Here is a 20,442-nt window from a genome sequence, read left to right as displayed (position 1 = left end):
GAAAGCGGTCTGAAGTCTTGGAATATGGTTTGCTTAGGATGAAATGAAAAGCAGGAATCTTCACTAAACTGTAAAATAGGCTTTTCCCCAGCTGATTTGGGTAAGAAATTTTCTCGAAAGGGGAACCGTAACCCTATTGACTGGAACTAACGTTTAAACAACAGCTTATATGAAACTATGAACAACGTTAAGACGCATAAGACAAGCTCTCCTAATTCTCAGAAATCCAACCGTCGCAAAAGCGGTTTCACCTTGATGGAAATTCTTTTGGTCATGGCCTTACTTGGTGGGCTTGTGGTCTTGGGATTGATGAACGTCGATAAAATTCTTGGTGGAGGCCAGGAGGACACGGTTCGCATTTTTGTGAACGATACGATGAAAGCTTCGCTTTTTAGATACCGGATCGACAATGGCCGCTATCCAAATTCGGAAGAAGGTATTCAAGCACTCGTTACAGCTCCTAGTAATGCAAAGAACTGGAAGGGGCCATACATGGATGAGATTCCAAGTGATCCTTGGGGTTCCGAGTACCAATACCGCATGCCCGGAAAGAACAATCCGGATAGCTACGATATTTACTCCTTTGGCAAAGATGGCGTAGAAAGCGCTGACGACATAGGTAACTGGCAATAGTCCCCGCCATGTCCCACACTATGAACAAGCGAGGATTTACTCTGCTTGAGGTTCTACTTGCAATCGTGTTGGTGGGAACTGCTTGGGTCATTTTTGCGGTCAACATGGAGTCCTTGCTCGATAAGGATCCACTTGCGGAGCTGGAGAGCTCCTTTGTATTGGCGCAAACGGAAGGGCGCATGATGGCCTTCGAGGATCGCGAGTCTATTGAGTTAACTTGGGACGAGAAAGCCAGGCGATTTGTGCTGCTCCGCAGTGAGGTGGTCGCGACTTACGAAGTTGATGGATTTGAAGACGTGGATGAAGGACCGGATATGGAAGTAAGCTTTTTCTTCCAACAGCCTCGTTACAAAGGCGAGAGCTTTGAGAACCCGGATTGGTTTGTCGCTGAAAGTGTCATCCTGTATCCTGATGCGACCTCGGCTGCTTTCAAAGTTCAGCTTGTGGCTGGAGATCGCGAACGGGAACTCGTTGTAGAACCATTCACTGGTTTTTTTAGTGAGCGAAACGGATGAAGACTAATCAACAGGGGTTCACTATTCTGGAAGTCTTGGTTGCTGTGGTGATCTTTGCCGGGGCAGCCACGGTCCTGGTTGCCTCTTACATAAACATTCTGAGCAATTTTGAAGCCAGCCGCATCAAGACCAATTTTGAGGAAGAGCTCGCATACGTAAGAGCCGACCTGCAACTCATCAGCGATATCGAGGAAGCCATGGATGGAGATGAGTTTGATATGGGAAATGGAGTGACCGGAAACTGGTACTCAGAGATCGAGATGACTGAGATCCCCAATCTCTTTGCGGTAAATATGTTTGTCGATATGGTGGATGCGGAGGGTGAAAGAATGGAATTAACTCAACTCTTTTACCTGCTGCGACCTTCTTGGAGCGAGCTCGATGAAGTGGAGCGTGCCCGGCAAGATTTGCAGGAACGCATGCAGGATTTCCGAGACGATCAACAATTTGGGTGGGACTTTAAAGGAATATGAACCCACGGAATCAGAAGTTGAACGGCTTTACGCTCTTAGAGGTCCTACTGGCCATTCTTCTGGCCAGCGGGATCATGACTTCTGTGCTTTTATTGACTGTCAGCTTGGGTGACCTCTGGCGTGGAACGACTCCCGTCCGTAACATGGAAGTGCATAGCCGTCAGGTAGTCGATTTTCTGAAGCGTGGATTTCAGCGGGCCATGCCTGTTGACTCCGGCGGATTAGCTTATGTTTTCCTCGATCATACATCGGGCGATTTTACGACTTCTGGAACTCCTTTGCTGACGTGGGAGGTGCAAGACAGTGATGGGATTCTTCCCTGGGAGCATCAGCAGCTACCCTACGTAATTTACCAGTTGGAAGTCGTTAAGGACGTAGGCTTGGTTCTCTATTGGCAATCGAGACTCGAGGTAGACTTCGAAGAGTATGTGCCCAGGCAAACACTGTTATCCAAATATGTGACTGGAATAGAGTATCACTATTATGATGTTGAGCGTGAGTTGTGGGAACAGGAACCGGAACCCCGCCGCAATACGGACCGGCTCTATGATATCCCCAATCGTATAAAGGTAACCTTCGAATCCGATATCGAAGATGAAGATGCCATGACGTTTATGATTAACCTACCCAGCGCAAATGAAGGGTTTCCCGTTTTTTGATCATGGATTTCAAAAATCAGTTAATTGCGGAACATGAGGGAGCAAAACTAAATCGTTCGTTTTGAAACGTTTCCAATGAGGGTATAATGTCAAAATCTAAGATCCAGTTTAAGTCCAAATCATCCCGGCGAGGTAGCATCATTATCTTCGTCATGGGCATGATCTTTCTGCTGAGTATTCTGATGGTGCAGTTCATGGAGCAAATTCTCCCTCACATCCAGATGAACGCGATGAAGAACGCGGAGAGCGATCTACGTCGTGTGGCCTATTCGAGCTTGGAAGTGACTTTGGCTGTCATGTCCGAATATGCCGAATATGATAGTGCCATGTATGCGCCCACCCAAGGTTGGCAGGATCCGCTGGAATTTGCTGGAATCGCCTTCCCAGAAGCAACCGTCACGGTGGAATTTCAAGACGAATCGGGTAAGCTGCCTTTCTCAAGTCTCTACAATGACGACATTATGTTCACGATCATTTTAAGTGATCTGGGATTTGATGACTACACGGCTACCGAGTTGGTGGATAAATTTCAAGATTGGGTGGATGAAGATGATTTGGAGCGTCCTGATGGAGCCGAGAACGACTATTATCTGGATGCACCTATCCCCTATGAGCCAGCCAATGCGCCTATCAGCTCCTTGAAGGAATTGGCCCTGATTGGCGGATTCCAGGAAACATTTTTCGACATCTATGGCCGGCCAAATGAGTTACACGATAGATTGGAATCTCTTTTTTCGCCGGTAAACGATGGGAATGTTAATATTAACAGCGCTGATGCGTCTTTATTTACCTTGGGTGAAGAAGGCATTAACTTTGAGCAGGATTCTTTTTGGGAATACCTCGCTGGAGAAGACGAAGTGCGTGGGACTGCTGATGATCGCTATCTGACAGATACGAGTCAGGTTCCTGTGTCGATCCGAGATGGTATCCCTGGAGTCACCGTTTCCAGCGAAATTCAGTGGCTCACTATTATTGTACGTGCTCAACAAGGATTGAGTGTATTTGAGCTCAGGGCCCTTGTTTCCATGGGCGGCTCACTTCCGGGTAACCAAAATACAAGCTTTGATCGTTTTAACCGAGAGGAGCAGGTATTCTCTGTGGAAGACAACACTGAACTTAGCACTGAAATTGGAAACCTGCAGTATCCTTTTGCTGTCGTCCAAATATACGAAAATGAAATTGTACTTTAACCCTCAACAAAAGCCCTTAGCCTCGCTTTAATATCCTTTGATGCCTAAGCTCCCGCAATGGATCCAACAACTCGCCGGATCGGAAGAATCGATCGAGCCGTTACTCGTGCCTGGAAACTGGTTTGTGACGCGGGCCTTTGCCGTACCCGAAGAACTGAAGGCTAAAGAAATCGATGAGTTTGCTGAGTTGAGTGTGGAGGAAATCTCTCCTTTCAATCTGGAGCAGCTCAATTGGGGCTACTATTTTGATGAGGAAAGCCATCGTGCCTTCGCCTATACCGCCTTTGACCAGAAGTTGCGGAAAGATTTAGCAGAGGCAGAACTGTTTGACTATGCTTTCCCAGATTTCTCCCAAACATTCGGCCTGAAATTTGACTCCTCGACCTTGATTTTCCTGATCCACGAGTCGACGCTCAGTGGGATTCTTCTTCCTGCTAACGATTCTGTTCCACAGGCGGTGGTTGGAATTACGCTGGATGTGGAGTTCTCTCGCGAAGATTTGGAGACCACAAAGGAGCATATTATTCAACGAATTAGAGCGCAGGTGGGCCGAGTAGAGGAATCAAACCTCGCGGAGCCAGTTAGCAATTTCGATTTGGTCGAAGTAAGCAAAACTATTTACCACAGGAACTGGGACCAGGAAGATGCCAAGGGTAAACCTGCCATTGAATTGGTTCCCTATGGAGATGAGCGAGGGGATCCTTGGCGAGTGGAAGTCCCAACCAGTAGCAGCTTGTGGGCTATGGATATCCGCAAGGCGGAAGAAAAAGAGCTTCTCGAAAAGCGGTACGGATGGACCAATTGGTTTTGGGGAGCTAGTGTAATCGTGCTCTTTCTATTTCTACTCCTTGGCATATCTGAGTTTGGAATCATTGCTTTAAACAAATGGTACCAGAAGGAGTTGGCGATCGCTGCCGAAGCACGACCTAAGGCAGAAGATGTTGAACAGAAGATGGACATTCTCGCCAAGATCAACCAGATCACGACGAACCAGCTCTTACCGTTTGAGATGTTGAATGCGATCAATATGGTTCGACCGAGTAATATCTACTTCACGCGGATTTCCGCGGCCGGGGGAAATTCTTTGCAGATCGAAGCAGTGACCCTCAATGCATCGGAAATCGATGGATTTGAGAAAACACTCAAAGATACTGGAATACTCTCCCTGGTCGAAATTAGCAATTTTAGGGACAATAAAGGACGTGGAACCTTTCGTCTGACCGTCACATTTGAACCCGGCAGCTTACAGCCACAATCCTTCCTGGCCGACTCATGATTGCCGACTTAAGAAAACTCTACAAGAAGACCAGCACTCGGGAGAAGTTCCTGCTCCTGCTCTTCATTGGAGCTATTGCGATCGTTTGGATGTCGTATTCGTTCTCCAGATACAATACGGGGTTCAAGCTTTTGTTTGGGACACAAACCCAGATCGAAGCATACGAGATGATTCTTTCTCAAAAAGACTACGTAGAAACACAACTCATCGAAAAATCCTCCGAGTTGGACTCATCTAAAACACTCTCGAGTACTGAGTTGCTTGGCCGGATTTCAGAGCTCATCAAGCCGATGGACATTGAAAATTACACCATCAATAGTCCGCAGACAGAATCGGGAGCGCTATTTACCTTCCACAATATTCGTTTGTCTGTGAATCGTGCGGATAAAGAAGAGGTGCTGCGCTTGTCTGAAAAACTCAAGACCTTGGTGCCTTATGTTACCCTGGATCGAATCACTATGAATTCTGATCGATCCGACTCCAATCTCATGAACGTGCAGTTCTTTATATCCTCACTGGAAATGTCTGCATCCCCATAATGATTATCAGCGTTAAAACTATGTTAGACTTTCAAAGCCCGGAACTTGGCTGTTATTATAGATACTCAGTGATCATGCACAACAAACTCAATATTTTGGGATTCCGGTCTAACGAATCATCCATCGACTTTAGCTATGACTCCTAAACGGACATTTCATTCTAGCCGCGCCTTCGGTATCAAAGGGCTTCTATTCTTGTGGATACTTGCATTGGCAAATCCTGTTACAGTGCTGCAGGTCCATGCACAAAACAGCGCGGTTGCCCCACTCATTCTTCGTGGGGATTCCGTGGACTCGGTCTTAGCCCTGCTTGAGAAACTTACGGGTCGTTCCATTATCCGACCTCAAGGGCTTCCTGCACCCTTATTTAATTTTACCAGTCAGAAACCATTGACGGTGGCCGAACGGATTGTGGCTTTGGAAAGCTTATTGGCTCTCAATGGTATCGCAGTGATCCCACAGGGAGAACTTTTCCTAAAGGTAGTACCTTCTTCTTCGGTTACGGGTCGTACCCCACAGTTTGCCGAGGGTGAATTGGCAGATAATTCGGCAACGGATGGGATCTACTCGCGCTTCTTTACTTTACAGCATTTAACGACCGCCGAGATTCAACCACTCATCCAACCATTCCTGAGTCCCGGGACGGGTCAGATTTTTCTCTATGAAAAAGCGAATGCCATGCTCATCACTGACAGTATGGTGAATCTGCAGCGTGTGCAGGAAATTCTGGATGAAGTAGATCGTCCATCGAATCCCAATGTCATAGTTAAGTTTTACGACATCGAGCATGCGCTTGCCGCGGACATAGTGGCCCAAGTGGATAGCATTATTGCCGCTGGTTATGGCAAATACTTGAATGCAAATTCCACGATTCGTGCTGATGAGCGCACCAATCAAGTGATCGTTGTGACGCATCCGAGCAATTTGTCCATCATTGAGCAGTTCATCTTCGAGATTGATAAGGACCAAGGACTGTCAGTATTTAATGAAGCCATTGCTTTGCGGCATGGGGATGCAGCCGAGATTGCCGGTATTTTGAATGAGATTGTTTCTGGGCAGGCAGATCCCAATTCCACCGGGCAAAACAATCGTCAACCACAAACACGCCCGACGCCTGCAGCCGGTCAAGCTGCACAAGCCCCTCAACCAACTCCATCGGTGACGGTTCGAGGAACCAGGGGAGAGGGCTCCGGCGAATATGGTCTACAGTTTAGTGAGCTTCTAACCATTGTTGCGGATGAGAGGAGCAATGCCCTAATCGTAACCGGAACCAAGCGCGACATTGAGCAAGCCAAGCAATTGATTGAAAAGATTGATGTTCTGTTGCCACAGGTTCGCATCGATGTGGTGATCGCCGAAGTGAGTCTGACGGATAGAGATGCATCCGGTATCAAGCAGTTCGGATTTAATTATAATGGAACTTGGGATTCCAGTACCTTTGACGGATTTGAATGGGGAGACGGTTTCAATGTAACTCCAAAAGAGGGGGCAGAAGGAATTTCCCCATCTTCATTGACCTTTGACATGGTATTCGGTATAGCTGAGGCCAAAAGCAATATTCGTTTGATTAATGTCCCGACGATTGTCGCAACTCACAACCAGGAAGCAAATATAGTGGTGGGTGAAGCCCGACCCGTGGTAACGGGTACACAAACGAGTGGAGTAAGTGGCGCACTTTCCAGTTCGGTCCAATATAGAGATATTGGAATTGAGTTAACGGTCACACCCTTGATTGGAGCAGATGGGTCTATTCAGATCGAGATTGAGCAGGTCGTAGACAATTTAGGTGGCACTATTGAAATTGATGGGAATGAACAACCGATTATCACTACCCGGCGGGCATCATCCTTTCTTACTGTTTCCGATGGTGAGCTGATAACATTGGCGGGATTCCAGGAAGCCTTCACTGAGAACACTAATAGCAAAGTGAGTATACTGGGTGAAATCCCCATCATAAATCTCCTCTTCAGCCCTAAGTCACTAGACGTTCGAGATACAGAACTTATTTTCTTCATCCGTCCAAAGATTCTGAGGACCTCCTCAGATGCAAACCAGGATGCGCTTGATTCAGCTAATCGTTTTTCCGACCCAGAGCTTATTTCAAGAGCCTTGTCAGGTGACATTCGCGTTTCAACCGATGCAGATGTAAAACCGGCGAGTGCTGAACCCGTTAGAAAAGGATTCAACAAATGAAATCTACTGCGTTAGTTTTGTTGTTCCTTGGTACGGCTGCTTTTTCAGATGCACAGACAGGTATACCATTATTGGATAACTGGCCTTTCGCACCTCCTGGAAGTTCTCAATCCACCACAACGGCAGCTCCTGAGGGTCCCGCATCTTTAGCCAAGTTGCAGTTAAGAGGCATTACTTCTGTAGACGGTGAGTATATTTTTTCTGTCTACAACCCCTATACACGAGAGAGCAAATGGTTACCACAAGGGGTGGAGTTGGATGGCTTGGTTATTAAGAGTTACGACTCGAAGAAGAATAGCGTAGTCATTCACTCCGAAGCGGAAAACCTTTCACGGCAAATGCAGATGAATGACTATTCTGCTCCAACCGGGATCAGAGCGGCTCCCCGGCCTGCTACTCAGGCTTCAAGCTCGGGCACGGCCAACAGAACAACGCCTCAAGCCGTTTCTCCCACCGGAACATTATCCCGCACACAACAAACCGTCCAACGTCCTACCCGTAGGAACTTAGAGACTCTACGAGCAAGACGTGCCGAATTGGCGGAGAAGTTGCGTAAGCAACCTAAGCCGGGAGACACGAACCCGACGCCTGGTGGCACCAATCAGCCTAATGGGGGCTCTCAATAATTTTTGTTAAGATGGTTTCATTGAGTTTCGATAAGATTCCGATGCTTGACCGGCTCTCTGAAGAAGAGCAGCTCGAAGTCAGGGAATCGCACCCCAAAGAGCGCTTAAAAGTGCTCTCCGAGTATTCCGGTCAGCCGTTGGAAGAATTGATGGGAATGGTATCCCGGGAATCCCGTATGGAGATCGATGCCAATCCCGAGTTTGATTCAGAAAAAGTGAGGGAAATGCCTTCACGGTTTGTTCATGCTTACCATTGCCTGCCTCTTAAAAACGAAGCTGGAGAGGATCTTTTTGGAACGGTTTGGCCACCGGATTCTTTGATGGACGATTGGATGTTTGCAACTACTGGGAAGCATGTGTCCTGGAAATTGGTACATCCCGAATTGGTGAACCGTTTTGTAACTGAATTCTTTGGAGTCGGGTCTGAGAGTTTTGAGGACGAAGAAGAAGATCTAGAGGAGACTGCCCTAGAGGTGGATGATGAAGATCAGGACGCGGCGATCATCCGATTCGTGAATGAGATCATTCATCAAGCGGTGGAAGATAAAGCTACAGACATTCATATCGAACCGCAGGCTGAAGAGCTTAGGATTCGTTATCGGGTAGATGGAGGATTGGTGTCCATTCCTGTCCCGGACAATTTGAGGCGTTATCAAGACGCTGTAATTTCGCGCATGAAGATCATGTCGAAACTAAATATTTCCGAACGTCGTCGTCCTCAGGATGGACGTATCAATTATAAGAGCGCTGATAGCGAGATAGACATTCGCTTGTCCACCGTTCCGACTTTGTATGGAGAGAGTGTAAGTTTGCGTCTCTTGAACAAGAAATCGAAGCCCTTGAGTTTTGTGCAGTTGGGGTTACCTGAGGAAGATCGGGGAACCATTGATGAGGTACTTGCTCTTCCACACGGTATTGTTCTGGTAACGGGACCCACGGGTGCTGGTAAATCAACCTCATTGAATGCATTCATCCGCGAAGTCAATTCCTCGGACAAACGTGTTATCACTATCGAAGATCCGGTCGAATATGAAGTGGAAGGTGTAAACCAGATTCAAGTCAACAATGAGATTGATTTTGGGTTTGCTCAGGCACTTCGACATGTTCTTCGGCAGGATCCTGATATCATTATGGTCGGGGAAATGCGTGATGCGGAAACAGCCGAGATCGGTATTCAGGCTTCACTTACAGGTCACCTGGTATTCAGCACTCTCCACACGAACGATGCTCCTGGGGCTTTGACTCGATTGATCGACATGGGCATCGAGCCATTCCTTATTGCTTCAGCTATTGAAATGGTCATCGCCCAACGACTGGTGCGTCGCCTTTGTCGGCAATGCTCCGAAACCGTTCCTTTCCCAGAGGAAGAAATGTTGGAAACCATGAAGGCCCTCCGCTTAGACCCCAGTAAGGGAAGAGGAGTCACGACGATCCAGCGTCCGGTGGGTTGCAGTCAATGTCGTAATACTGGGTATTCCGGACGGGTAGGGTTATACGAAATCCTGCGTGTGGATGACCATTTGCATGATTTGATTGTTGAGCGAGCTTCCTCCCGTGAAGTGCGGAAGAAAGCATTACAGTACGGTATGAGACCGCTCGAAGAATCGGGCTGGAATCTGGTCAAACAAGGAGTCTCCTCTTTGGAAGAAATATATAGGGTGATCGAGATGGATTCGTCCACCGACGATGTCGAAACCCTCCCTGCTGATGGCTGATTTTGCATATTCAGCGCGCGACACGGCTGGCAAATTGATCAGCAGTAATCTGCAGGCAGCCGATCGGAAAGAAGCCCTCAGGAAGATTCGGAGTCGAGGATTGACCCCCATAAAGGTTGCTTCGGGTGGAGGATCTGTGTCGGTCAAGCCGATTAAGGCCAAACAGAAGGAAACAAAGAAAAACGGGTCTGTCTTAACCCGGAAGTCTTCCAAACCCGTCAAAGTGGGGCGCAAGCACGTGCTGCCCTTTCTCAAGAATTTCTACGAACTACACAAGAGTGGGCTCCCTATTGCTGAAGCATTGCGGATATTGAGTGGCCGGATAAAAGACCCGGCTCAGCAAACCATTAACAAAGGGTTACTCCGTAATATTCAGGAAGGAAAATCCTTTTCTGATTCCCTGGCTGACATGGGTAAGGTGTTTGATTCCGGGGCGATTAATTTGATCGGTGCGGGTGAGACGACCGGTAATTTGCACGAGGTGCTGGATCGACTTATCGAATACATGGTGAATCGGAAGGAGATGCGCAACAAAGTGATCACCTCCATGGTGTATCCCTGCGTCATTCTTATAGCAGCTATCATTGTAGTTGCTTTGTTTCTCTTCGTGCTGATGCCGAAGATGCAAAGCCTCTTTGATTCTTTGGGAGGCGAGTTGCCGTTTGCGACTCGCATGCTTTTGGGTCTTTCCGATTTCCTTCTCTATCTAGGGCCTTTTATTCTTGGGGGGCTATTTTTCCTCTCTACGGCACTCTGGCGTTGGCATAAGACCGAGCGAGGTGGGCTTATTGTGGATCGATTCCTTCTCCGATTGCCATTGGTCGGAAGTATGGTCATTTATTCGGAGACGACTCAGATCACCCAGACACTTGGGCTGTTGTTAGAAAATGGGGTCACTACCGTAGAGGCATTTAAGCTTACAGAACGCACTATTGGTAATCGTTTCATCGCTCAGGAATTTCGTGATGCCCGTCAAAAGGTAACTGAAGGTATTGCCGTATCCAAAGCACTCGAAGGAATGGGAGTGATGCCCGACATTATGATCGATTTGATATCCGTGGGTGAAAATACTGGAAACCTTGTGCCCAGTTTTTATGAAGTAACTCGAATCTTCCAGGAGCGACTCGGCCAGATTCTTTCACTCTTAACAGGTGTGATCTCGTTAGGCGCCTTGCTCTTCGCCTTTGCCTTTGTAGCTCTGATTGCATTCGGAATCGTATCTGCGATCTTCAGTGTGAGTTCGAGTTTGAGCCATTAGAGCCGAACTCTTAAATGAAATTCGATGCTCTTTACCCAACGAAAACTTACCTTGATCGGGTCCACGATATGAACATGGTGGGAATGCTTCATGCTACCGTTTAAGAAAAAGAAGCCGGCTTTCATTAGCTCCATTAAGCAACGAATCCTTAAGGATGAGTTGACGAAGCTGCGCGTGAAACACGACCTCTGGTACCAAGCGTTTGAAAAACAGGAGCGCAACAAGGTGTGGCTAGATGGGAAGAAGTACCTCATGCTTTCAAGCAATGACTACCTTGGCCTGGGCTTTGACCTGCGCGTCAAAGAAGCTGCCAAAGAAGCTTTAGATATTTGGGGTACTAGTCCTACTGGCTCCCGTTTCGCCAATGGCAGTCGGAATTATCATAAGGAGTTGGAAGAGCAATTAGCGGACTTCCTGGGAAAGGAGTCATGTCACGTGCATTCAGCCGGATATCTTTCCTGTGTAGCCTCCGTATCCTGCTTCGTAAGCAAGGGGGATGTCGCATTGGTGGACCGCAATGTACACTCGAGTTTGTGGGAAGGATTGAAGCTTTCGATGGCTACGATCGAAAAGTTTCGTCACAATAATCCAGCCAGTTTGGAAGAAGAGCTATCCTTTGTGAGTGCTGATCGAAAGAAGATGCTGGTGGCTGAAGGTGTTTATTCTATGGAAGGTCACGTTGCTCCCTTGGATCAGTTTGTGGAGATTGGACAGCGTCATGATTGCTTCATTGTCGTTGATGATGCTCACGGGTTTGGAGTCTTGGGCAACCAGGGGAGAGGTACGTCCGATCATTTCGGTGTTACCGATTCCGTAGATGTGATTTCTGGTAGCTTTTCCAAATCCCTTGCAAGTACAGGTGGGTTCATAGCCGGAGACAAAGAAGTGATCGATTACTTACGGACCTACTCCAAGCAGACTATCTTTTCAGCAGCCATCAATCCTACCCAAGCCGCAATCGCCAGCAAGGCATTGGAAATTCATTTGGAAGAACCAGAGCATCTGGAACGCCTCTGGAGCAATACCCGTAGGTATCATACATTTCTAAAGGGTATTGGCCTTGATTTTTGGGAAAGTGAAACTCCTGCTACTCCTATCGTCGCCGGATCCAAGGAACGCGCCTATTTCTTTTCAGAACGTCTCAAAGAAAAGGGCGTTTATGCAAATATCATCATTCCTCCCGGTGTTCCACCTGGCAAAGAGCTGGTGAGAACAGCGATGTCCGCGAGTTTTTCCGATGATGACCTTGATCGATTAGAGGCCGCAATTACCTATGCAGCCAAAGCATTGAAGTAGATCGGGCTAGGTACACCTACCTTGTAAGCGAGACCGTTTGTAAAAGAATTCTGCATAGGCCTGTGGGTTTCTGTGAAAAGATTGATAAAAGGGGAGACTCAGCCGTTTTGATGGGACAGGTAACGATGCCCTTTTAGAAAAGGAGGCATCTTACCACTCACCTCTAGCAGACGCTCTCATCCTGTCTGTTGGAAGCCACAAGTATCTTATCAATAACTGACTGCCATGAATATGCCCGACTCTGTGCTTCTTGTAGAAGACGAAGCTCACATCCGTTTGATGTTTCGAAAAGTTTTCGAACTCATGGGTATTCCCGACATACGGGAAGCTAAGAATGGATTAGAAGCCTGTAACATGTATGGTTCCGATCCCACTGACGTGGTGATGATGGACATCAATATGCCTGAAATGAACGGACTGGATGCCATGGAGCGAATCCTGAAGGCCGATCCAGATGCCACGGTTGTAATGCTCACTTCCATAAGTACTCGCAATGTGGTTGATACCAGCCTTAAAGCCGGAGCGACCTACTTTATCCGGAAAGATACTCCTATTACCGAAATGCAGGCCACACTCACTGAGGTGTTCGAAAGAGTGTTTGCTACCAGCTAGATTTTCTCCTCCAACTCTCCAGCCGCTTAGTCCAATGCCTATCAAGAAAACAGACGAACCGCAGATCATTCGGTGCAATCTCAAAGAACTCATGGAAAGTGCTCAGTATTAGCGCGAAAATAATGTGATCGGTAAAGAACGGATTGACCGTTTGGAAATCGAACAGATGTTCCGCAATAAGCTGGAGAAAAAAGGAGCTAAGAAGAAAGAGAAGAAGACATTTGATGAACTTATCAATATCGTTGATCCGATCATTCCCGAAGAGCATCGCATCATTACTGACGAAGCATTGAGCCTCATCCCTGAGGAAATTGCGCGTAAGGCGCAGGTGCTACCTCTATACTTTCTAAATAACGTCCTCACGGTATCTACCTCTGTGCCCCTGGACGAGGAACAGCTTAGACGCTTAAAATTTATTAGCGGACATGACATCAGTCCGATCTTTGGATTTCCTTCTGAGATCAGAGATGCGATCGATATCCACTACTCTTCCGAGGAAGATGTAAGTTCAGTTATCAAGCGCTTTCAGGAGCAAAATAAAGGCATCCTGGATGACCTCGATGAGCTTGAGTTGGATTCACTTGCTGAGTCGGAGACCTTGGCGAATATCCTCGATTCGATCGTGCACTTTGGCATCAAGGAAAACGCATCTGATATCCACATTGAACCGATGGAGACCAAGTGCCGCGTTCGCTTTCGTATCGATGGTCGCTTACGTGAAATTTTAAGTATCCACAAATCTCTCCTACCTGCTCTCGCTTCACGTGTGAAGGTCTTGTGTAAGTTGGACATCGCAGAAAAGCGTTTTCCTCAGGATGGCCGTTATGAAATGGCACTGGGCATGAATAAAGCTGAGTTTCGGGTTTCGTTTATTCCAGCAAGTTATGGATCCAAGATCGTTATTCGTATTCTAGGTTCAACAGGACGTAAAGGAGCCATGTCTCTGGATGACATGCTTGTGTCACACAACATCCTAAAACCTTGGAGAAAGATTATTCGTAATCCGAATGGTATTGTTTTTGTAACAGGACCTACCGGTAGTGGAAAAACAACGACTCTATATGCTTCTTTGCAGGAGTTGAATACACCGGAAGTAAATATTTCAACTATTGAGGGTCCTATTGAAATTACCTTGGAGGGCTTAACTCAATCACAGGTTAATCACTCTATCGAATTGGGTTTCCCAGATCTCCTGAGATCTCTGCTTCGCCAAGATCCGGATATCATTCTGGTTGGAGAAATTCGTGACTTGGAAACGGCCAAGATTGTATTAGAAGCTGCACTAACAGGTCACTTGGTATTTGCTACTTTGCACACCAATAATGCGCCGCAAGCGGTGACCCGTCTATTGGAAATCGGAATTGAGCCTTATATGGTCGCTCCTTCCATTAGCGCTGTATTGGCTCAACGCCTATGTGCACGTCTTGATGACGACAATAAGGAAGCCTATCGTCCTTCTCGCGAAATGTTGGCGCCCTTCTTTGAAGATGTGCTGGATATCTATGATTTGTTGATGTTCCGACCTACTGCAAATGTAGCTGGAACACCTCTGGCCTATAAAGGGCGAGTTGCGATCCATGAAATGGTAACTATTTCTGACGAAATCCGGGCGTTGATCTCTGACCGAGCGGGTGTGCAGGCTCTGACACGTGCAGCTGAAAAAGTCGGGTATCGTACTCTGCGTTACGACGCACTGAAGAAAGCCTTGCTGGGTCTTACTTCTCTCGAAGAAGTCGATCGCAATACGCCACAAGAATGGCGTTGTTAGTCTCTTTTTTCTTCAGCGTATTTTTGGGCGAGTAGAGACAATTCAGCCGAATTGAATGCGTGCTCCTGAGTCATTGCATTTTCAGTTCGATGGATACAATCCAGTATTAGATCCCCAAAGAAGGGGAAATGTTGAGCCCCTTCGAATGTGAATTCTCGTTCCTCTTCCTGATTAACCAGGAGAACGGATGGAGGATTGTCAGGCCGCCCCACATCTAAGTACTTTCGGACTTCAATATATCCGTCGGTTCCCAGAGCGAATAATCGTCCGTCTCCCCATGCACGTGCTGCATCTGGTGTGAACCAATCAATGCGACAATAGCACGATGTTCCATTGTCCAGGGTTAATGAGGCTTCACCAAAGTCATCGAGTTCTGGCTTGTCGGGATTATTGAAATTCTCAACTCGAGCAAAGTTCACTTTGCCCTGGGTCGTATTTCCAAAGTAGAGGAATTGCTCGAATTGATGACTCCCAATATCAGTGAGGATACCTCCGTAGCGTGACTTGTCGAAAAACCAATCCGGTCGGTTGTCCTTACTGAGCCGATGTGGTGCGGCGACTATTACTTGAAGAAGCTTTCCAATGGCACCTTGACGGACGAGTTCACCCGCATGGAAGGTGGGAGCGTTGTGCAAGCGTTCACTGAAATAGACCATGTATTTTTGATTGGTTTCTTCAACTTTCGCTCGAGCCGAAGCCAATTGGTCCAAGGTCGTGAAGGGCGCTTTATCGGTAAAGTAATCCTTCCCGGCATCCATCACTTCCAGTCCCACTTTGCATCGCTCATTTGGAATGGCTGCGGAGGCAACCAGTTTAATTTCCGGATCATCTAGAATACGGCGGATGTCATCCACGATCTCCGCTTGTGGAAACTGTTTCTGCCAGCTTGTTACCCGTTCAGCGTCTGTGTCGAAGACGTATCGAAGATCGCCTCCTGCTTTCTGCAAAGCCCCGGTCATGCCGTTGATGTGCATGTGGTCCAAGTGAGCTACGGCGAAGGGGAATTCGCCGGGTTCGACTACTGGTTTTGACTGCCCTTGCGGGTCATATGACATTCCGTCTGAAGCCTGACTCATAATCTTATAAATTTATAGGTTGTCCGTTGTTCTTTGCGCTTTCGTAAATTGCAGAGATGAGAGCGATTGCCTTCCTGGCCTCATGACCATCCACGAAGGGTATACGATTCTCTTCAATCGCTGATACGACGTCTTGAAAATTATACCTATGACTATCCGGAGTGATCGCGGATGGATCGTTGGCACCGATAGCCGTGACTTGTGGGTCGATCAGGTATTCTTCGAGGATGTCTTTGTCGTTCGGTTCCGCTTCGCGAAAACTCCATTGTCTAAACTTGTCATCCGAAAGGACCACCGACCCATGATCACCATTGATGTAGACTTCGGCTGGATTCCCATTTTCAGACCAGCAGGCAGTTGAGCCTTCAATGATTCCTCGGGCTCCGCTTTCAAACTCGAGAGTAGCTACCGCAGTGTCTTCTACTTCGATGCCTTTATGCAGTGCGCGAGTGGTGCTTGCGGAGACTCGTTTAACCGGGCCAGCAAGGTAGAGTAGGAGATCAATCGCATGGATCCCTTGGTTTTTCAGAGCGCCTCCACCATCCCAGCGCCACGTCCCTTTCCAATTGCTTGTTTTGTAGTAGTCAGGTTCGCGATACCAGCGAATAGAGGCCCCGGCCAGGGCGACATTCCCGAAGCGCTTGTTGTCGACAGCTGCTTTAAACGCCTGGGTTGCTGGATTAAAACGTCGGTTGAAAATCCCGGCTAGGGTTACGCCGGCTTGATCTGCCGCTTCTATCATTTGGTCCACCCGTTCGAGGGAGACTTCCAGCGGTTTTTCGCAAATGGTATGTACTCCAGCAGATACTGCCTGTTGCGCAGGTTCTAAATGTGCGCCTGAGGGAGTGGCAATGGTCACAATCTCAATTCCACTCTCATTGAAAAACCGACCTTCGTCCGAATAAGCTTTGCAGCTGAACTCTTCTGCCAGGGCGTCGGCTGACTCCTGACGACGAGCAAAAACCGCGATGAGTTCAGAGCCCTCCATCGCTTTAATCGCTTGGGCATGAAACCGTGCGATCATACTTCCGCCGTAAATTCCGAATTTCATCTGCTAATCTATGTGTTTTTGGGCTGAGAGTGGGATGACTATGTTAGTTATGAAAAAATTCAGTCTAGACTAACACGTGTTGGGTTGAGTTGAATCACTCCTTCTGCTCAATTCAAGCGCGGAAAATCAGTTACAGCAAAAATCGGAACAAATCTTACCAACAGCGAATTTAACTACATCATGGAAAAAGAAGTACGACTTGGAATTATTGGACTAGGAAATATGGGGCAGTTTTATGCTAAGGCCATCTTGGACGGCGAGGTCCCCGGATTGAAGCTGACAGCTGTATGCGATATGGATAAAGATCGGGTTTCGGCTTTTGAGGGTGTCCAGCCATTCACAGATACCGATGAACTTTTAAAATCTGGTGTCGTCGACGCGGTCCATATCGCAACTCCCCATTACTTTCATACCACCTTGGGTATTGCCGCTCTCGAGGCAGGCTTGCATGTGCTCGTAGACAAGCCTGTATCGGTTCACAAAGCCGACTGTGAACGTTTGAATGCTGCCCACACCAATAAAGATCTTGTTTTCTGTGGCATGTTTAACCAAAGGACAGATCCACATTATCTAAAACTCAAGAGCCTCATTGATAATGGAGAGCTCGGGGAGATTCGGCGCATCCAATGGACCGTCACGGATTGGTTCCGCACAGAAGCTTACTACGGATCTGGTGCCTGGCGCGCCACTTGGAAAGGCGAGGGGGGCGGCGTGCTTCTCAATCAATGCCCTCACCAGTTGGACCTCTGGCAGTGGCTGTTTGGCATGCCTTCCGAAATTTATTCTCAATGTGACTTGGGTCGTTTCCATGACATTGAGGTCGAGGATGCCGTTACAGCTCTCATGCGATACGACAATGGCACCACCGGTGTGTTTATTTCCACCACGGGCGAGTCTCCTGGTGTGAATCGTCTGGAGATTGCCTGTGAGCGTGGGTTGGTGGTTTTTGAAAATAACGAAATCCAGTGGACGCGCAACGAGGTCGAATCTTCAGCCTTTTCCCAAGAAAGCGATCAGGGCTTCGCCAAACCCGATTCCTGGAATGTGGAAATCCCCGTGGACGGAAACGGCGAGCAACACATGGGAGTCTTCAAAAATTTCACCCAAGCTATTCTCAATGGTGCCGAGTTATTCTGCCCCGCCGACGAAGGGATCCACTCCGTCGAGTTGGCCAACGCCATTCTTTACTCAGGTTTGAAGCATGAACCCATCAAATTGCCATTGGATAGCGCTGAATACGAAGCCTGCCTCAACAAGCTGATCGAGGAGTCCACCCACGTGAAGAAAGTAGTGGAGAGCAAGGTGGAGACGAACATGAGTGCTTCGTTTCAGAAGAAGTAGGGGAAATTTTTGGTCCTGGACGGTCATCTGTTTCTCTGAGTTTGAAGGCTCCCAGCAACTTACTCTTCGACGACTTCGTCCGTCACTTCTATTTCACCTATGATGACCTGGGCGTCGTCCGATGCTCTTCCTTTTTTAAGGTTCTCAAAGTTTTCACCAAAGTAGTTGGAAGCAACCATGTTCATTTGGTTTAGCGCATTGTCATAGGATTGACCGGTGGTTCGTATGCTGTAGCGAGTCATCCAATGCAGTTTGAATTCCCCCATTTTGGCAAGAGGTAGATCCCAAGCCATAAGAACAATAAAATAACGAGGTTCCTCCATCAGGTATTGAAGACCGAGGTCCTCAAACTTGCTCCTCAAACCTGCTGCCATCGAACTCACCACCTTCGAATCCATCTCTTTTGCCCATTCATCTTCTATTCCTATTAAATATTCCCTGGGTGCTCCCGAAAGCTTACTGCTTTCTTGCATCCAATTGCTTGAAGCGATGTTAAACCCAACATTTCTGAAGGCTTCCATACGGTTTTACTCTGAGCTAGCACTGCGCACGCCATCATATCCGAAATCAGAAAGACTCGTTTGACCAAAGGCTTCTTGGAAGGATGATCCCACATCCGTTGCGCCATAATGAACTACAATGACCAGATCCCCCTCACCGAATTCTGGGTTTGGATAAAAGCTCTGTATTTGCAGGTGCTCAGCAACATTCTCTAGAAGGCTCATAAATGGAATTTCTTCCATGGTATCTCGCCTTACATTTCCTGGAAAATACTGACCTTGCATGAATTGATAAGTCTGGATCTTTTTTCCCTCGTTTAAGCTGCGGGCTTGAATGAATTTCTTAGTAGCTTGCGCTCTGACTACTACTCTGTTTTCTCCGTTTAATTGCAGTGAGAGCAGGAAAAGAAGTAATACCAAGCTCAATAAATTACTTAGGGAGATCATGACGACTTTAACACGCTCGGTTTAGGGGATTTTCCTTCTTTTTCCCATGAAGGCTGCTTCAACAAAATGTTCCTTATCCATATCCACAGGCACTACTTAAGGCAATCTATCATAATAAGGGCAATTGGGGCTATCCTTTGTTCTTAAATCAAAACGGTTTTGGTTCTCGAGGCACCGGCCTTGTCGACCTGCGGTCTCGGAACTCAACCACCGCGGGCTGGATGGATGCTGCGCATCTGTCGTCGCTTTGCTCCTCGGTACGAACTGCGTTTCATCCACCCCGGGACACCAGCCAAATTGTGCACGCGTTGCGTACAAAAAAATGGCTGCCCGGGCTGGATTCGAACCAGCGACCAAGTGATTAACAGTCACCTGCTCTACCACTGAGCTACCGGGCAGCATTAGAAAGAACGGGTGAGATTTGGATTTTGGATCTAAATGTCAACCTTTGCTTCTGACATCTTGAAAAAAAGTTTTGGCCCCCTCTATTTTTTTCGATCTTTTAGTTGATTTCTAAAAGCCAACTGGTACTGTCACACGCTTTTTCCTTAGTCCCGGTCTGTCTAAATGCCGGATATCAAGATTTTCAAAACCATGTCAGAACTAAGTATTTCAGTCGACGCTCGCCAGGATATAGGCCGCGGTGCAAACCGCCGCCTCCGCAACACCGGAAGATTCCCGGGCGTAATCTATAGCAAAGGCGAATCACGCTCCGTATCTCTTGATAGCAAAGAGTTTGCGAAACTCCAGAAAGACTTGTTGGGGATTACTCCACTGGTGACACTTATGGAAGGCAAGGAGGAAGTGATGGCTCTAGTCCAGGAGGTTCAGCGTCATCCGATTAAGGATTATTATATCCATGTGGACTTTCATGAAGTCACCCGTGGTGAGGAGATTACTGCTCAAGCCTCATTACACTATCTCGGTGAACCTGCTGGCGTGAAAAATGACGGCGGAACACTCGAAACGCAGCTTCACGAGGTCGAAGTTCGTTCTCGTCCGAGTGATATTCCTAATTTTATCGAAGTGGATGTATCCGGCCTTAATGTTGGCGACTCCCTTCATGTCAGTGATCTTCCTGCCATTGAGGGAGTTACTTTTATTACGCATGAGGACACGCTGATTGCAAGTGTGGCCGGTGCGATGCGCGAAGAAGAACCAGAAGCCGAAGTAGCAGAAGCTGCGGCAGAAGGAGACTCTGGAGCTCAAGAAAAAACTGATGAAGACGCTTCCGAAGAAGGGGAGTCTTAATCCGTTTTTTAATTCTGTTCTTT

The 20,442-nt window shown here is 47.5% G+C and carries 20 protein-coding genes and 1 tRNA gene; 16 read left to right on the top strand and 5 right to left on the bottom strand.

Annotated elements, in window-relative coordinates; genetic code table 11:
• Window positions 1-177 precede the first annotated feature (177 nt).
• From gspG to GA003_17505, 14 genes are all read left to right on the top strand, one after another.
• Window positions 178-633: a type II secretion system major pseudopilin GspG gene (gene gspG / locus GA003_17570; GenBank protein ID QXD27800.1), complete on the top strand. Its 456-nt coding sequence runs from the start codon at window positions 178-180 to the stop codon at window positions 631-633.
• Between the two features lie 20 nt (window positions 634-653).
• Window positions 654-1,148, top strand: a complete 495-nt coding sequence (locus tag GA003_17565; GenBank protein QXD27799.1) for a prepilin-type N-terminal cleavage/methylation domain-containing protein — start codon at window positions 654-656, stop codon at window positions 1,146-1,148.
• The gene (locus GA003_17560; protein QXD27798.1) at window positions 1,145-1,621 is read left to right on the top strand and encodes a prepilin-type N-terminal cleavage/methylation domain-containing protein; all 477 of its coding nucleotides are present in this window, start codon (window positions 1,145-1,147) and stop codon (window positions 1,619-1,621) included. Before GA003_17565 ends, GA003_17560 begins: the two co-directional genes overlap by 4 nt.
• A complete protein-coding gene (locus GA003_17555) occupies window positions 1,618-2,280 on the top strand; it encodes a hypothetical protein (GenBank protein ID QXD27797.1) in 663 nt (220 codons plus the stop codon). The genes GA003_17560 and GA003_17555 overlap by 4 nt, the downstream gene beginning before the upstream one ends.
• 86 nt (window positions 2,281-2,366) lie before the next feature.
• The gene (locus tag GA003_17550; GenBank protein ID QXD27796.1) at window positions 2,367-3,470 is read left to right on the top strand and encodes a general secretion pathway protein GspK; all 1,104 of its coding nucleotides are present in this window, start codon (window positions 2,367-2,369) and stop codon (window positions 3,468-3,470) included.
• 40 nt (window positions 3,471-3,510) lie between these two features.
• Window positions 3,511-4,746 (top strand): hypothetical protein, encoded by a 1,236-nt coding sequence (locus GA003_17545; GenBank protein ID QXD27795.1) that lies wholly within the window; start codon window positions 3,511-3,513, stop codon window positions 4,744-4,746.
• Window positions 4,743-5,285 carry a hypothetical protein gene (locus GA003_17540; GenBank protein ID QXD27794.1) on the top strand — a complete coding sequence of 181 codons (543 nt, stop codon included), beginning with the start codon at window positions 4,743-4,745 and terminating at the stop codon, window positions 5,283-5,285. Before GA003_17545 ends, GA003_17540 begins: the two co-directional genes overlap by 4 nt.
• A 135-nt stretch (window positions 5,286-5,420) precedes the next feature.
• Window positions 5,421-7,478, top strand: a complete 2,058-nt coding sequence (locus GA003_17535) for a hypothetical protein (GenBank protein QXD27793.1) — start codon at window positions 5,421-5,423, stop codon at window positions 7,476-7,478.
• A complete protein-coding gene (locus GA003_17530; protein QXD27792.1) occupies window positions 7,475-8,104 on the top strand; it encodes a hypothetical protein in 630 nt (209 codons plus the stop codon). The genes GA003_17535 and GA003_17530 overlap by 4 nt, the downstream gene beginning before the upstream one ends.
• Window positions 8,105-8,115: 11 nt before the next feature.
• Window positions 8,116-9,819 (top strand): type II/IV secretion system protein, encoded by a 1,704-nt coding sequence (locus GA003_17525; GenBank protein ID QXD27791.1) that lies wholly within the window; start codon window positions 8,116-8,118, stop codon window positions 9,817-9,819.
• Entirely contained in the window at window positions 9,812-11,077 is a 1,266-nt protein-coding gene (locus GA003_17520) for a type II secretion system F family protein (protein ID QXD27790.1), read from the top strand. Before GA003_17525 ends, GA003_17520 begins: the two co-directional genes overlap by 8 nt.
• A gap of 90 nt (window positions 11,078-11,167) precedes the next feature.
• Complete coding sequence (locus tag GA003_17515; GenBank protein QXD27789.1) at window positions 11,168-12,373, top strand: pyridoxal phosphate-dependent aminotransferase family protein; 1,206 nt, start codon at window positions 11,168-11,170, stop codon at window positions 12,371-12,373.
• Between the two features lie 231 nt (window positions 12,374-12,604).
• Entirely contained in the window at window positions 12,605-12,985 is a 381-nt protein-coding gene (locus GA003_17510) for a response regulator (protein QXD27788.1), read from the top strand.
• Between the two features lie 124 nt (window positions 12,986-13,109).
• Complete coding sequence (locus GA003_17505; GenBank protein ID QXD27787.1) at window positions 13,110-14,753, top strand: GspE/PulE family protein; 1,644 nt, start codon at window positions 13,110-13,112, stop codon at window positions 14,751-14,753.
• Here the strand turns inward: GA003_17505 and GA003_17500 are convergent.
• Window positions 14,750-15,829: a Gfo/Idh/MocA family oxidoreductase gene (locus GA003_17500; protein ID QXD27786.1), complete on the bottom strand. Its 1,080-nt coding sequence runs from the start codon at window positions 15,827-15,829 to the stop codon at window positions 14,750-14,752. The two genes, GA003_17505 and GA003_17500, sit on opposite strands and share 4 nt — an antisense overlap.
• Window positions 15,830-15,833: 4 nt before the next feature.
• Window positions 15,834-16,880 carry a Gfo/Idh/MocA family oxidoreductase gene (locus tag GA003_17495; GenBank protein QXD27785.1) on the bottom strand — a complete coding sequence of 349 codons (1,047 nt, stop codon included), beginning with the start codon at window positions 16,878-16,880 and terminating at the stop codon, window positions 15,834-15,836.
• A gap of 180 nt (window positions 16,881-17,060) precedes the next feature.
• Here GA003_17495 and GA003_17490 point away from each other — a divergent pair, with 180 nt between their 5' ends.
• Window positions 17,061-18,221, top strand: a complete 1,161-nt coding sequence (locus GA003_17490) for a Gfo/Idh/MocA family oxidoreductase (protein QXD27784.1) — start codon at window positions 17,061-17,063, stop codon at window positions 18,219-18,221.
• Between the two features lie 59 nt (window positions 18,222-18,280).
• On the opposite strand, the gene GA003_17485 is transcribed toward GA003_17490, so the two are convergent.
• The 3 genes from GA003_17485 to GA003_17475 form a co-directional block, all read right to left on the bottom strand.
• On the bottom strand, window positions 18,281-18,742 hold the full coding sequence (locus GA003_17485) for a hypothetical protein (GenBank protein ID QXD27783.1): 462 nt from the start codon (window positions 18,740-18,742) through the stop codon (window positions 18,281-18,283).
• A 6-nt stretch (window positions 18,743-18,748) separates the two neighbouring features.
• A complete protein-coding gene (locus GA003_17480; GenBank protein ID QXD27782.1) occupies window positions 18,749-19,168 on the bottom strand; it encodes a hypothetical protein in 420 nt (139 codons plus the stop codon).
• 323 nt (window positions 19,169-19,491) lie between these two features.
• Window positions 19,492-19,566: transfer RNA gene (locus tag GA003_17475), tRNA-Asn, on the bottom strand.
• Between the two features lie 196 nt (window positions 19,567-19,762).
• On the opposite strand from GA003_17475, the gene GA003_17470 reads away from it, so the two are divergent.
• Window positions 19,763-20,419, top strand: a complete 657-nt coding sequence (locus GA003_17470; GenBank protein QXD27781.1) for a 50S ribosomal protein L25 — start codon at window positions 19,763-19,765, stop codon at window positions 20,417-20,419.
• Window positions 20,420-20,442: the final 23 nt, after the last annotated feature.

The sequence above is a fragment of the Opitutia bacterium ISCC 52 genome, from assembly GCA_014529675.2.
Lineage (GTDB): Bacteria > Verrucomicrobiota > Verrucomicrobiia > Opitutales > UBA2995 > UBA2995.
Note: the sequence above shows the minus strand (reverse complement) of the source record. Positions and strands in the feature narration are given on the sequence as shown.

What these genes read in the sequence shown, in the direction of transcription:
- GA003_17470 (QXD27781.1), top strand. Translation starts at nt 19,763, where the DNA reads ATGTCAGAACTAAGTATTTCAGTCGACGCTCGCCAGGATATAGGCCGC.
- GA003_17510 (QXD27788.1), top strand. Translation starts at nt 12,605, where the DNA reads ATGCCCGACTCTGTGCTTCTTGTAGAAGACGAAGCTCACATCCGTTTG.
- GA003_17540 (QXD27794.1), top strand. Translation starts at nt 4,743, where the DNA reads ATGATTGCCGACTTAAGAAAACTCTACAAGAAGACCAGCACTCGGGAG.
- GA003_17500 (QXD27786.1), bottom strand. Translation starts at nt 15,829, where the DNA reads ATGAGTCAGGCTTCAGACGGAATGTCATATGACCCGCAAGGGCAGTCA.
- GA003_17550 (QXD27796.1), top strand. Translation starts at nt 2,367, where the DNA reads ATGTCAAAATCTAAGATCCAGTTTAAGTCCAAATCATCCCGGCGAGGT.
- GA003_17525 (QXD27791.1), top strand. Translation starts at nt 8,116, where the DNA reads ATGGTTTCATTGAGTTTCGATAAGATTCCGATGCTTGACCGGCTCTCT.
- GA003_17480 (QXD27782.1), bottom strand. Translation starts at nt 19,168, where the DNA reads ATGATCTCCCTAAGTAATTTATTGAGCTTGGTATTACTTCTTTTCCTG.
- GA003_17515 (QXD27789.1), top strand. Translation starts at nt 11,168, where the DNA reads ATGCTACCGTTTAAGAAAAAGAAGCCGGCTTTCATTAGCTCCATTAAG.
- GA003_17535 (QXD27793.1), top strand. Translation starts at nt 5,421, where the DNA reads ATGACTCCTAAACGGACATTTCATTCTAGCCGCGCCTTCGGTATCAAA.
- GA003_17485 (QXD27783.1), bottom strand. Translation starts at nt 18,742, where the DNA reads ATGGAAGCCTTCAGAAATGTTGGGTTTAACATCGCTTCAAGCAATTGG.
- GA003_17565 (QXD27799.1), top strand. Translation starts at nt 654, where the DNA reads ATGAACAAGCGAGGATTTACTCTGCTTGAGGTTCTACTTGCAATCGTG.
- gspG (QXD27800.1), top strand. Translation starts at nt 178, where the DNA reads ATGAACAACGTTAAGACGCATAAGACAAGCTCTCCTAATTCTCAGAAA.
- GA003_17495 (QXD27785.1), bottom strand. Translation starts at nt 16,880, where the DNA reads ATGAAATTCGGAATTTACGGCGGAAGTATGATCGCACGGTTTCATGCC.
- GA003_17545 (QXD27795.1), top strand. Translation starts at nt 3,511, where the DNA reads ATGCCTAAGCTCCCGCAATGGATCCAACAACTCGCCGGATCGGAAGAA.
- GA003_17520 (QXD27790.1), top strand. Translation starts at nt 9,812, where the DNA reads ATGGCTGATTTTGCATATTCAGCGCGCGACACGGCTGGCAAATTGATC.
- GA003_17490 (QXD27784.1), top strand. Translation starts at nt 17,061, where the DNA reads ATGGAAAAAGAAGTACGACTTGGAATTATTGGACTAGGAAATATGGGG.
- GA003_17530 (QXD27792.1), top strand. Translation starts at nt 7,475, where the DNA reads ATGAAATCTACTGCGTTAGTTTTGTTGTTCCTTGGTACGGCTGCTTTT.
- GA003_17560 (QXD27798.1), top strand. Translation starts at nt 1,145, where the DNA reads ATGAAGACTAATCAACAGGGGTTCACTATTCTGGAAGTCTTGGTTGCT.
- GA003_17555 (QXD27797.1), top strand. Translation starts at nt 1,618, where the DNA reads ATGAACCCACGGAATCAGAAGTTGAACGGCTTTACGCTCTTAGAGGTC.